The organism is Neobacillus massiliamazoniensis, assembly GCF_001048695.1.
In the GTDB taxonomy this organism is placed as follows: Bacteria; Bacillota; Bacilli; order Bacillales; family Cytobacillaceae; genus Neobacillus; species Neobacillus massiliamazoniensis.
On record NZ_CVRB01000001.1, the window covers coordinates 61,285 to 74,576 of the forward strand.

General features: G+C 37.3%; 9 protein-coding genes. 1 reads left to right on the forward strand and 8 read right to left on the reverse strand.

The window, feature by feature from the left end; translation table 11 throughout:
• Positions 1-147 precede the first annotated feature (147 nt).
• Positions 148-2,100, reverse strand: coding sequence for a lipoteichoic acid synthase (gene ltaS, locus BN1082_RS00430; RefSeq protein ID WP_090629404.1), 1,953 nt, complete (start codon positions 2,098-2,100; stop codon positions 148-150).
• A gap of 206 nt (positions 2,101-2,306) precedes the next feature.
• Positions 2,307-2,879 carry a DUF2062 domain-containing protein gene (locus BN1082_RS00435; RefSeq protein ID WP_090629406.1) on the reverse strand — a complete coding sequence of 191 codons (573 nt, stop codon included), beginning with the start codon at positions 2,877-2,879 and terminating at the stop codon, positions 2,307-2,309.
• Positions 2,880-3,066: 187 nt separating this feature from the next.
• Between BN1082_RS00435 and BN1082_RS00440 the strand changes: the two genes are divergently transcribed.
• Positions 3,067-4,020 (forward strand): D-2-hydroxyacid dehydrogenase, encoded by a 954-nt coding sequence (locus BN1082_RS00440; RefSeq protein WP_090629409.1) that lies wholly within the window; start codon positions 3,067-3,069, stop codon positions 4,018-4,020.
• Positions 4,021-4,089: 69 nt separating this feature from the next.
• On the opposite strand, the gene BN1082_RS00445 is transcribed toward BN1082_RS00440, so the two are convergent.
• From BN1082_RS00445 to BN1082_RS00470, 6 genes are all read right to left on the reverse strand, one after another.
• Positions 4,090-5,181: an AI-2E family transporter gene (locus tag BN1082_RS00445; protein ID WP_245640254.1), complete on the reverse strand. Its 1,092-nt coding sequence runs from the start codon at positions 5,179-5,181 to the stop codon at positions 4,090-4,092.
• Between the two features lie 76 nt (positions 5,182-5,257).
• Positions 5,258-6,418, reverse strand: coding sequence for a VWA domain-containing protein (locus BN1082_RS00450; protein WP_090629412.1), 1,161 nt, complete (start codon positions 6,416-6,418; stop codon positions 5,258-5,260).
• A gap of 2 nt (positions 6,419-6,420) precedes the next feature.
• Entirely contained in the window at positions 6,421-8,673 is a 2,253-nt protein-coding gene (locus BN1082_RS00455) for a DUF5682 family protein (RefSeq protein WP_090629413.1), read from the reverse strand.
• A complete protein-coding gene (locus BN1082_RS00460) occupies positions 8,670-9,752 on the reverse strand; it encodes an ATP-binding protein (RefSeq protein WP_425412088.1) in 1,083 nt (360 codons plus the stop codon). Before BN1082_RS00460 ends, BN1082_RS00455 begins: the two co-directional genes overlap by 4 nt.
• Positions 9,752-11,554 carry a HEAT repeat domain-containing protein gene (locus BN1082_RS00465; protein WP_090629418.1) on the reverse strand — a complete coding sequence of 601 codons (1,803 nt, stop codon included), beginning with the start codon at positions 11,552-11,554 and terminating at the stop codon, positions 9,752-9,754. The genes BN1082_RS00460 and BN1082_RS00465 overlap by 1 nt, the downstream gene beginning before the upstream one ends.
• A gap of 16 nt (positions 11,555-11,570) precedes the next feature.
• Entirely contained in the window at positions 11,571-12,983 is a 1,413-nt protein-coding gene (locus BN1082_RS00470) for an SWIM zinc finger family protein (RefSeq protein WP_090629420.1), read from the reverse strand.
• Between the last annotated feature and the right edge of the window lie 309 nt (positions 12,984-13,292).

Here is a 13,292-nt window from a genome sequence, read left to right on the forward strand (position 1 = left end):
TAACCAGACAAAAGAGGATGTCCAAAACAAAGTGCCATCCCCCTTTAACCTCCAATTTTATAGTTGAACTTAGTTTAATAAGCCACTATATATTGAGTGTTAAGCGAGGTCAGACCTTGTTGGAACATCCTCTTCCTTGTAACAACTTTACTGATTTGTTTGGCTATTTTGCGTTTTTTGGTAGTTGTATTTTGTTCGATCTACCGGAGTAAAACCTTTAGGTGTGTAAAAACGTAATAAATCTTCATTGACTACTTTATCCGATAAAGATAATTTTTCATCAACGATTTGTTGATCTTTGTTAGCTTCTGCCATTCTATCGGTTGGTAATTCCAATCCCGTAGTGGAATCATAGTATTTCCCGCCAACTGATGAGATTGTTGGACTTACAAAGTCACCATTACGGAAAGGTACTAATTGCTCATGCTGGTTAGAAAGTAAATCTGTTCCAAATTGCACATAATTTTTTGTGTCAATCCCTAGCAAGTGTAGAAGAGTCGGAAGTACATCGATTTGACCGCCATATTCGTGGTTAACTCCACCATTCATACCCGGAACGTGAATGAATAAAGGTACACGTTGCAGACCAGCATCATCAAAAGGTGTAATTTGTTTTCCGATTACTTGTGACATTTGACTATCATTGTCTCTTGAAATTCCATAATGATCCCCGTAAATAATGACTACAGTGTGGTCATACAATCCCGAACTTTTTAAATAAGCAAAGAACTGCCTTAATGCTTCATCTGCATAACGAGCGGTTTGGAAGTACCTATCGACAGATGGTACACCCGTATTATCCGGTGCAATCGTCGTATCTTTTTTATCAATTGTATACGGAAAATGATTCGATACCGTAATCAACTTGGTATAAAATGGCTGTGGTAATGTCTGAAGCATTGGGATTGTTTGCTTAATAAACGGCTTATCCATTAGCCCATATTGAGCAAGATCTTCAGGATTCATATTATAATAACTTGAATCAAAAAACTTATCATATCCTAATGACTTATACATTTCATTCCGATTCCAAAAACTTCCTGTATTCCCATGGAACACGGCAGTCGTATAGCCATGTTGATCTAGAATCGCAGGAGCAGCCTGGTACGTGTTTAAACTTTTAGTGACAAAAGCTGAACCTTGGGGTAATCCATATAATGAATTTTCTAACATAAATTCAGCATCAGATGTCTTACCATGAGCAGTTTGATGGAAAAAATTATCAAAATACATGGTGTTTGGATCCTTTGTCAAAGAATCTAAAAACGGAGTTACCTCTTCCCCATGTAATTTGTAATTGATCAGGAAATTTTGGAATGATTCCAAATGATAATAGATGACATTCATGCCCTTCGCAGCACCAAAATATTCTGGATTCGGCTCAGCGTAATTAGATTTTGTATAATTTAGAACTTCCGTAATATCATTACTATTGGCCAAAACCCTTTCGGTAGATGCTTTTGTACTTTGAATCGTATCGTAAATAGCATAATTGTACATTCCTAAATATTTCACAATATAATTTCGATCAAAACCTCTTGTTAATAATTCTGGTCGGTCAATTTCTGCTAGCCCAATATTTGTACAAGTAATGGCCAATGTTAATGAAAACAAAGCAGACATTTTTCGACGATCCCAATTAAAATCTTCCATTTTAGAAAAACGATATTTGTATAAAACAATCAAGATTATAAAATCTATGAAGAATAAAAAATCATATGGTTTTAATAAGGAAACGACACTACTGCTCACATCACCAAAATTTGATGTCTGTGTTAAAGTTGGTAACGTAATAAAATCATTAAAGAATCGATAATATAAAATATTGCTATATAAAAGTAGGGACATAAGAAAATAAATAATCATTAGCCAAGTATATTTTTTTCTTCCCTTAAAAAAGAGGGCAATCCCCAAAAAAAGTAAAGATGATCCCAAAGGATTGATGAATAATAAAAACTCTTGAAAAGGACCATCAACACCCAATTTAAACTGTGTTAATTGAGCTAAATATGTTTTTATCCAAAGGAAGAAAACAGCTAAAAAGAAAAAACTTATATTCTTATTAAAGATATTTCGAACTTTTTGATATGCAAAATTCATTTTGGTTCCTCTCCTCAAACTTCTTGCTCACTACGATATGGGTTTTCCCACTTTTGTTTATAATCCAATCATTTTCTAATGTCTATCTTACCAATTTACCATAAAAAATAAAAGAAAAGGCAAAAAAAGAAATAAAACCGTACACATGAAGAAAACGTCGTACGGTTTACGAAAATATTATATTCATTTTAGGTGGAATTTACAACTTATATGAGATTATTATTGAAATTATTTTTACGGATAGATTGTTTATGTCTCATTTTCATAAGCTTTTTCTCTTTTTCCTTTTCGTAGAAATAATAAACAACAAAGTAAGAAATAGTCCCCAACACAACACCGAATATGGCCATTCCAATTAACATGTGGATTCCTCCATGCAAAATGCTTACTAATTGATGGAAATCACCATGCATTAAATCATGAAAAGAAAAAGTTGTGTTGTGCCCTTCTTTAACTTTCATTGGAAAAATCAAATAACCAATTTTTCGAGCTAATGGTAAAAGGATTACAGGGAGAAACGATGCTTTTGCAACGACATTTCCAATGATAGCAGCTGGCAATGATCCCTTGGCTAAACGAACAATAGGTATAAACAAAATATAAATAAGTGATGCGGATGAAATAACTACCATTTCCAAGCCAAAGCCAATAGCAAAACCCATTGATACCTTTCTGGCCCCTCCTGGGGACCGAACAAGCTTTATAAAATTCAACTTAAAGGCGCGACCAATTCGTTGAAAAAAATTATACTTTTGTTGTTTTTTTTCTTTTTTTCTCAAATCAAATAACCCCCTTTTGTATATTTATCTATGCTATAGAGCAACTCGACTCCTACTGTTATTAATACTATAATTTAATAATAAGTGACTAAGTATCATTTGGAAACCAATTTAATTAAAACTTTCCCATTTATTTATAAATTTTTAAGGATTGACTACTTCAAAATCGCAAATAAGGAGAAAATCGATGAGTACACCCAACCCTAATATACTTGTTTATAGTCCAAAGCAGGCAAAAGCTTATGCTCAGTTTATCCAAGATTATGGTTTTACATCCGTAAAGTACGCCGAGTCTCTTGAGGAAGCAGAAAGATATTTACCCGATACGGAAATTATTTTGGGATGGAAATTTCCGACTAAACTACTCAGTCAATCAATTTCTTCATCGGTCAGATGGTTTCAATCGACTGGAGCCGGAGTAGATGATCTTATCTCAGATCAATCCATCCCTGAGAACATAATCCTAACACGTATTGTCGATCAGTTCGGAGCATTTATATCGGAATATGTTTTTACGTATCTCTTATACATAGTGAAAGATGTTCCACGTATGAGACAATCACAAATAGAACATCGCTGGGATTCCTTCATTTCTGAATCTCTTGCAGGAAAAACACTCGGCGTAGCGGGAATCGGATCCATTGGAGAGGAAATTGTGCGGAAAGCCCGAGCATTTAATATGAATGTTTATGGTTTAAGTTTTAGTGAAAAAAATGCTCAGATTGTGGATTGCCATTTTACCTCAGACAAATGGCGAGAATTTGTGAAAGAACTTGATTATTTAGTCCTTACGCTTCCGTTAACAGTGGATACTTATCAAGTCCTTAACCGAGAAATGCTTTTAGCAATGAAACAGGATTCCTGTCTTGTTAATGTCGGTCGCGGAGCATTGATTGATGAAACAGATTTAATCTCTGTCATGCAATCAGGTCATCTACGTGCTGCAGTTCTGGATGTATTTGAGTCAGAACCACTGGCAAAGAACCATCCCTTCTATTCTATGCCAAATGTTTATGTCACTTCACATCTGTCAGGACCTAGCACAGTAGAGGGGGTTAGTCAATTTTTTATTGATAATTTAAATAGATACGTAAATAATCAGCGATTACAAGGAATTGTTGATCGGAACCGCGGGTATTAAATACAAGCTATACTAAATCAATTAAAAGTGGGGATGTGATGGAAAGTTTACCTTTCCATCTTCCCTTTTTCAATCAGTCGATATACTTGCCTTTTTTCTGGCCTTTAGAATTTTAATTGCGTTTAAGACGATGGTTTTTACGACTGCATATGATGGCACGGCTAAAATCATTCCTAAGACTCCGGCAAGATTTCCGGCCGCAAGAAGTAATATGATAATGGTAGCAGGATGAATATCAAGACTTTTTCCAAGAATAAGCGGTGATAAAAGATTACTTTCAATCTGCTGCGAAATAATAATTACAAGCAATACTAACAAGACTTTGGTTGGCGAATCAAAAAATGCTACGATCACAGCCGGTGTTGCACCAAGAAACAAACCGATATAAGGAATAAAGTAGGTAACTGTAACTACTAAACCCATTACTAGTGCAAATGGTAAATTTATAATAAAATATCCAATAAGCACCATTATTCCAACAGTCAACGCAACTGCTACTTGTCCGTGAATATAGGAAGAAATCGTTTCCCCTGTCTCTTTTAAAATGTTCAAACCCTCATCCTTGAAAGTAGATGGGAAAAATTTAGATAAGGCAATCGGAAACTTATGACCGTCCTTTAACATGTAAAACAGTAAAAAAGGAACGGTTGCCAGAATGACCGTTATGTTGGCAATCACACCAAATATATTCGTTAGGCTTGCTGTAATCATCTCTGGAAAATTATTAGCATAGCTAATCAGCTTATGTTCGATTGTACCGAGAAGATTTATTTGTGCACCTGTTACCCATTGAAATTGTGTTGTATGAGTTAGATTGTTAAAAAAATTAATTGTTTCATTAGCATATCCTGGAATCGCCAGGGTTAAAGCAGCAAACTGCTTACTAATTGTCGGAATTAAGTTTCCAATTGCTAAAACTATCAGTAACACAGCTGCAACATAAATCAATAAAATAGCAATAATTCTTGGCACTTTTTTGCGTTGAAGATAATCAACTATAGGATTTAATAAAAAAAATAAGAAACCCGCGATGAGAATCGGAAAGAATAAGGTTGAAATGAAGATTCCGATAGGTTCGAATAAGAAAGTGATCTTGGAAGAAACAAAAATAATCGTTAAAATCAACAGTATTAGTATTAGCCAGTTTTGGAATTTTTTCAATATGCCGTCCCTCAATTTCTAAGCTCTAGTTTTGTGTTCCCACTGATTTAATAGTAGACCGATTTGTTTGTTAAAATCAAGAACTTCCTTTGTTTTTTGACTTTGTTCCCCAATTGCTTAAATCTTTTCCCATTAAGACATCTTCTAACAATTCAGGAAGATGATTAGGAGTGCATCCGAAGCATGGGATGTCCATGGACGCTAGCCTTCTTGCGTTGTTTTCATCATATCCCGGTACTCCGTGATCAGAAAGGGCCAGTAAGGCTATTACTTTAACACCTGATTCACGCATTTCTTTCATTCGTCGAAGCATCCCGGCTTGATTCCCACCTTCAAACAAATCGGAAATTAAAATAAAGATTGTCTTTGTAGGATCTGTAATGAATTGCTTGCAATAGCTAATCGATTTATTAATGTCTGTACCGCCGCCAAGCTGGATTCCAAACAACATGTCTACAGGATCGTCCTTACATTGCTCTGATAAATCCACAATCTCATTATCAAAGACTACAACATGTGTTTTCAATGCAGGTATACTGGCAAAAATAGAGCCGATAATCGATGCGTAAATCACCGATTCCGCCATCGAACCGCTTTGATCAATATCAAGAATGATATGCCATTGATTGCTTTTTCTCTTTTGGTCATAAAAATAAAATCGTTCAGGAATCATGATTTTCCGTTCTTGATCGTAATGCTTTAAGTTCCTTTTAATTGTGTACATCCAATCGATGCTTTTTGCGCCAGCTGATTGAAGCGAACGTTTTTTCCTGTTAATTGCTCCCTTTACTGCTCTCTGGACATCATTTTCAAGCTTAAGTTTAATTTCATCCACGACCACCTTCACCAGCTCACGGGCTGTCTCTTTTGTCCGTTCTGGAATTTTCCCTTTTAAGGATATTAATGTTGCAACCATCTCAATACTCGGCTTGATGTTCCTGAGTGTTTCCGGTTCAAACAATAACTGTGACAAGCCCTTACGGTCGATGGCATCCCCCTGTATCACTGAGACCACATCATCAGGAAATAAAGTACGAACATCACCGATCCATTTTGACAAATTATAACCGCCTCTTTGTCCAATTTCGGCCCCTATCTGTTGGTCATAAATAGCGGCAAGTGCTTCATCCATTAGCAATTCTTCTTGTGAAAGTAAGGAGGCTCCACCTGTGAATTGTGTTTCAGTCACTTGCCCCAATACCAATCTCCAGCGCTTCATTTTCTCATTTATACTCATGTTTAAATATCCCCAAAATCGAATTCATTTAATTCATCTATGATTGTTTCTTCCGTTGTAGTTAACGTATCATTTAAATATTCGCTGACCTGCAATTCATCATATCCCCAAATTCCTCCGAGTATTTCAGCCACCTTCGATCGATCGGACGAGGAAAAATTACTGAAAGAACGACGCAGGAATACTAGTGCCCGACGGAATTCCTCATCGCTTAATGTCGTAATATAAAGGTCCAGTTTTCCCCAAAGGTAAGTCCTTGATAAAAGAGCATATTTATTGCTCAAACAAAGGCCCTCAAACCAGCCAGCACCAAGATCAGGGGAGATACCAGGAGAAAGGCACCTAGAGACTTCTTCTTCAAGTGAACGAGAATCAATCTTATTTTTTTCAAGGAGAATCCCACAGCTATATCCTGAAAGGAGCGGATTTCGGTCATCATGTTGATATAATTCTGTCAGCATTCCATACCAAAGCGTTTCATTAACATATTCATAAAGAGCTGTTGCTGTTTCGTTCATTACCTGTATTCCAACCATAACCTCTTTTGCGCGGTCATTATTGCAGGAAGCAGCTTCCAATAATAGCAGGGTTCCGCGCAAAAACAGCCGTTCGACTAAAGGAATAAGTGTTTTTGTATCTAATCCTCTTACATTCCCAAAAAGGACAATTCGGCAAAGCTCATCGACTGCATGGGTATTTTCCACAAAATCTGCTGAATCTGTGCTCAAAAATGCAACTGTATTCCGTGCTTCCTCCATCATTTCGACCATTCCACACATATAGCTTGCACGAACTAAACGAGCCGCATCACCGATATTTTGGCATTTACTTAGTTCTTTTTTCAATTGATAGGCAGTAGCCAGTTCAATAGTTTCTCCTAACAATGTTGATTCAATAAGTTGAATTTCCACTTCAGGATTATATGTTACATTCCAAATTTCTGCCCAAGAAGCATGCTCTTGTGTATATACCACGGGCATTGCAAATTGAATACCTAACACTTGAAGTCGATGGAAAAAGAATGAGCGATGTAAATCTAAAAAGGCAGCATCTTTGCTTTTCACCCGCCTGTTTTCTCGCAAATCTAATTGAATCGGTTTGACCTCACTAGTCCTGTATTTAACCAACTTTAAACTTTTTAACTGACGAATAAAATCTTCCTGAATAGATGTCTGTGATACACCGTCCGGCAACTCTCCAATTTCCGTTCCAATTTCTATTAAAGTACAAGCGTCCACAATTACCGAAAAATCACCATTTCCAAGGCAAACGGTTGCAGCATCGCGTAAGTCCTTTAATGTAGGGATACTATTTCGAATCGATGCAAGGGCAGACGCAAGTCTGGTGGCTTCAATCACTTCTGCCGTTGAACGATAGGTCCCTGATGCTCGCAATGTTGAAACAATGTTTGTAAGGTAATAAGCTGTAAGCTTTTCTCTGTTTAGATCTTTTAAACAATTCCACATCATATGAAAATATGCAGGTGCATGATTCCCTGCACCATAACCGGATTGGGAGGATAATTTGAAGTTCGAGTACGGCATTAACGTTAAGCTGACATCTCTTTTAGGCAAGGCACTTACATCCACATCTGGAAAGGAATCTGCCAAAAGCGCCGGTACATGAAATGCACCGGTTATAACAACTACCTTATCCGGTTGATGCCCTTCATTTATAATTCGATTAATTTGTTTCCTCATATAGGATTCTCTTATTTGGTTATACTCCCATTCAGAGGAGCGGCCTGTATGTTGTTCCAGCTCTCTGAGTTGGAGGGCAAATGCATCCATTGCTGCTCGATAATTATCTAAAGAAAAGATTTGTTCAAATGAACGCTCCCAAAAGGTTTCATAATCAGATTCATCTGAGAGGCTGGCAATTCTTTCATAAATGTTGATAGGTTTTTTTTCAATATCTTCATCTTCCTGACTACGGTCAAATAGGATTGAAATTCCACTTGGCAGATCAATAAATTCTACGTGTGAATCATTTTGTTCAGCCCAAAGCATAGACCTGAATTCAGGAGAATATTCTGCTAATGGATAAACAATTGTGTTAATCGGTAATTCTGTAGTATAGGCCATCATTGCAATCGGGGGCTTCGTTTTTTGCCTTGTAATATCAGGAATTAATCCTGACATATCTGAAGGACCTTCAATTAAAACTGCAGTTGGTTTGATTTGCTCTAAAAGAGTTTCTAAATGATAAGCTGCAACAGGTGACAAATGGCGGACACCAAAGATGTGTGGCTTCATCGACCATTCAGCTCACTACAGGCATGATATAGATTTCGCCACTCAGTTCCTTTTTTCTTCATGACGTTCTCTAAATATTCCTTCCAAACCAGTTGATCCTTCCCATCTTCTTTCACAATCGTTCCCTGAAGGCCTGCTGCTAAATCATTGTCCGTAATTTGACCTGTGCCAAAGCTGCCGGAAAGTGCCATACTATTAGTAAGTAGTGAAATCGCTTCTGCAGTTGAAATGACTCCTCTTGGTGATTTAAGTTTTTCTTTACGATCCAATGTCATGCCGGATCGAAGCTCACGGAAAATGGTCACCACTTTTTCTACGACATCATCAGCAGGTAGTTCTGCTTGAAGGTTGTGCTGAGTAGAAAGTTCACCAACCCGTTTTCTGACAATATTTATTTCAGTTTCCATATCTGCTGGAGTCGGTAATATTAATATATTAAAACGTCTCTTTAAAGCTGCAGACATTTCATTAACTCCCCTGTCTCTTGTGTTTGCCGTCCCAATAACTGAAAATCCTCTGACAGCAGAAATATCCTCATCCAGTTCCGGTATGGAAATGTTTTTTTCAGATAAAATCGAAATCAGTGCATCTTGAACTTCTGACGAACAACGGGAGATCTCCTCAAACCTGGCAATTACACCCGTTTCCATTGCCCTAAAGATGGGGCTTTTAACAAGTGCCTCTCGAGTTGGTCCATTAGCAAGAAGCATGGCATAATTCCATGAGTACCTTACTTGATCTTCAGTTGTACCTGCTGTTCCTTGAATAATTTTTCCAGAATCACCATGAATCGCTGCTGTAAGCAATTCAGAAAGTAATGATTTCGCCGTCCCCGGCTCTCCAATTAGTAGGAGAGCTCTATCAGTCATTAAAGAGGCAATTGCCATCTCAATCAAACGATTATTGCCTAGATATTTTGAGGTGATATTCATAGTTCCGACCTTACCACCTGCGATAAATGTAAATACTGCACGAGGCGACATTTGCCATCCAACAGGGATAATTCCTTTGTCATGCTTTTTTATTTCTGTTAATTCATCTTCATACAACTTTTCAGCCGCTAAACGCAATAACTCCACTATAAATCTTCCCCCTTAGAATTTAAAAAATTGATTATTTCATGTAACTTGTCTTTTATAATTGGTTCTGTAATATCTTGTTCTGTTATTTGCTTTAATTCTTCGGTTACATTTTTGGGGAGTAAAGTAAATAAACCTAGATTATCGGCAATTATTCTAAAATGGAATCGGACCGATTTCATGTTTACATCTGTTTTTTTCAGGGTATCGACCATAACGTCAAATACATTTTCGTAGCCGATTTGGATCAGTGAAGTCATTACCGCCATCCCACGTTTACTTGAAAAATAAGGATTCAAAGCGATCTTGTCTAAAAGATATTGGATATGTTTTTTACTTATGACTCTTTTTGGCAGACGATAGACAAGATCCTCTTCATCAAGCGAAATGAGCAGCTCCACCCATCTTTCATCCCATTCCAAACTAAGAAACTTATTATTATCGAATTCGTGACCTGCAGTTTCATACTGGTATTCAATCTTATGAAACTTATCATCAAATGCTCTTAAGTCGAGGGTAAAGAAAATCATACGCTCCATCATTTCCAGCAGTACTTGGCCTGATGGATCCTTACGTGATCGCTTTACATATCGCGAATAAAGATCATATATTTCTTCTTTTGATCGAATGATTAAGCTTGCCAGCAAAGACAAGTCAACAAGCCCGGAGCGGCGCGGCATTCGGTGGATAGACTCAATATATTCCAGCGTTTCTTTTTCTTCACTAAATTGATACACGACTGCTGCTCTGGCTATGTTTGGCGGAATATCAATGTTCGCGATAATCTCACGGAGAAAGTCAGATATACGCTGATTATGTACTGGGTAAAAACAATATAAAACAGAAAGAAGAAGATTTCCCTTTTCCTGTTTTTTCGTTTGGAGGAATTCGTCGTATTGTGTTCTTGCAAACTCCAGCAATGCTTCCTTTAGGATGGCTGAGCTGTTGTTCACTGCAATTTCCAGGATGAGATCACAATCCTTACTTTCTAATGCCTTCATTAAACATTGTACTGCTTTTTCACTTTCTCGCTTTACCAATGCCTGATAGGCAGCTCTCCTTATTTCTAGTTTCTTGGCATTGGAATATTCCAAAAGAATTTCTTCTGCCTCATCATATGGTGTCAAAATTTCAATGGCAGCAATTCGTACCTGCTCAGATCCATTAGATACACAATCTAAATAGAAAGGCAATCCTTCTTCCCCGAGTATACGGCTTATGACCTTTAATCTACGACCATCCCCTTTTTTCCCCTTCATGGAAAATGACGATTGAAGGATTGGCAAAAGATCCTTACCATACACGGGCAATATATGTAAGGCAACGAAATCAGCAATCTCTTGGTAACTGTCATCAAGAGCATTTACGAGCGGATGGACCAATCGCAAATCAAATATTTTTTCAGTTTGATAGGCCTTCTCAATCACTTCAGCACGTCCTGAACCTTTCGTTGTTAATGCTTCAATGATCGGCTTTAACGTTAGATAGGAAAGCTCAGTTGGGTATTCGCCTTGTGCTGTTTCGTTTATCATTTCCCCCTCATCGCCCGTTTTTCCCATTGTATACAAAACGGAGGAAAGGAGCAGCGAGAGGTCCATTAAGTGTTCTGAAGAGGAATCATCTCCATTAATTAGTTTTTCTGTTAAAAGGGCTAGTCTTGTAAAAACGGGAGCCCTTTCGCCCATCTTTACGAGAACAGGCAGTTTTTTCCTTAGACTCATATCCCCGAGCGCTAGATCACTTCCGGCAATTGTGAGCCGCTTAACATCTTCATATAACTCATTTAATACAGGTATACTCATGTTCTTTCTCCTCTGTTTATCCTAGTAAACGGATCATACGGTTCGACGTGACAATCGTTAAAGGCTTAGCTGCTAATATCCCATTTTCAAGGTCATGGTGGAATCGAACTAGCATGGCATTGTTTTCAAGGTCTTTATTCGAAAGTAAATCTAATAATGGCATTGTGGTGGGATTTTTTCCGAATTCGTCTGAGAGTGTAAGCCTACTACCATCCATCCCCTCTAACATCCATTTTCCATTCACCTTCCCAAGCTTAGAAAAAGCTAAAAATTCAATTGGTTGCTTATCTGCTAGAGACTGCCTTAACTGATTTCTCACTTTTTTAACGACTTCCTCTACATTTTGCTTCGCTAGGGTTTTGATATGCTTAAGGTCTTCTATTTTTTCAAACTGGTACTCCTCGAAGCGGATACGTGGGGTTCCTTCACCAGGATACACGAACAATTCATTCATGCTGACAATAGAAAAAATCGAGTTTCCTTCCTTGATTTGTTTCACTGCTCTAAATGGACGGAAATTTTTTGTGTAATAAAGGGATCCCTTATTTAGATCCAGCCAGATTCCTTCTTCGATAAACTCCTTACGTGCACCACTTTTGGTGGAATAGAATGATAGTTGGACCAATTTGACATTAGGAATTGACAAATGGCGATCACGTAAATCAGCTAACTGCCAAATATGACCTAGTCTTTCTTCTATATCTGTCTCTACTTCCGGAAGGAGCTCTTGGTCTTCAAGTCTTTTTGTTAAATGCTGCTTACCTTTTTTACATAGTACATAAAGTTGCTGGATTTGTTCGAAGGCGAGCGAATATAATGGATCCTCAGGTAAATCCTCATGCCATAATAAAATCATTTCCCGAAGGTCGTGTTGAACCTCTTTTAAATAATAATTACCTAGTTGTTTAGCTATATCTTCTAGGTCTTTAAGTTTTTTTGCATCAATTGTCGCAAGACCAGAACGTAATAAGTGATGAATCTGGCGCTCAAGTACAGAGAGACCTTCGATCTGGGCTGTTATTTTTTTTGCTAATGCCGTTTTATTGACCTTCTTAGGAATGCTTTTTTGCTCTTTCTTTTTTTCCAGGCGTTGGGCAGATTTCTCGCGTTTTTCAACAATCTCTTCTGGTATCGGAGCTATGGAAAAATCAGCACCTTGGACAAAACAGTACATGAGCCCAAGCGAGTGCTTGCAAGGAAACTGACGGCTAGGACAAGTACAGCGGGCTACAGGTGTTTCATTGAAAAAGTCTACAGATGTTAAATAATTATTTTTCCCGCTTCCCTTACATTCCCCAAACAAAACGGAACCATCTTCACTTTTATATAAAGTGATAAATTGATTTTTCTTCACTAACCCCCAGCCGTTTTTCACCGCTGCCGCGTTAGGTGCTAAAGAGTCCACAAAAGCTTCTGATAATGTTGGCATAACTATTCCCTCTCAACTATTAAGATAGCAATATTATACCTGATAGAGTAAGTACATAAAAATAAAGATTCAAATTAAATGGAAGTTTAAAAATAATAAAGGTTATAATGGATTTACGAAAAAATTGAGGTGTGTTTTACGTTGAAAAAATCATTATTTATTTCTCTATTTTTTTCAATAGGCCTGTTTCTTATTCTCTCACCAGTCCTAATAAATTTGTCACTTACCTTAACCCAATCGTTCTAGCGGTTGTATTTTTTTGCATTCTGATCTGTTTTTTCTTTTTTGTTTTATTGATTCGTAAGCAAA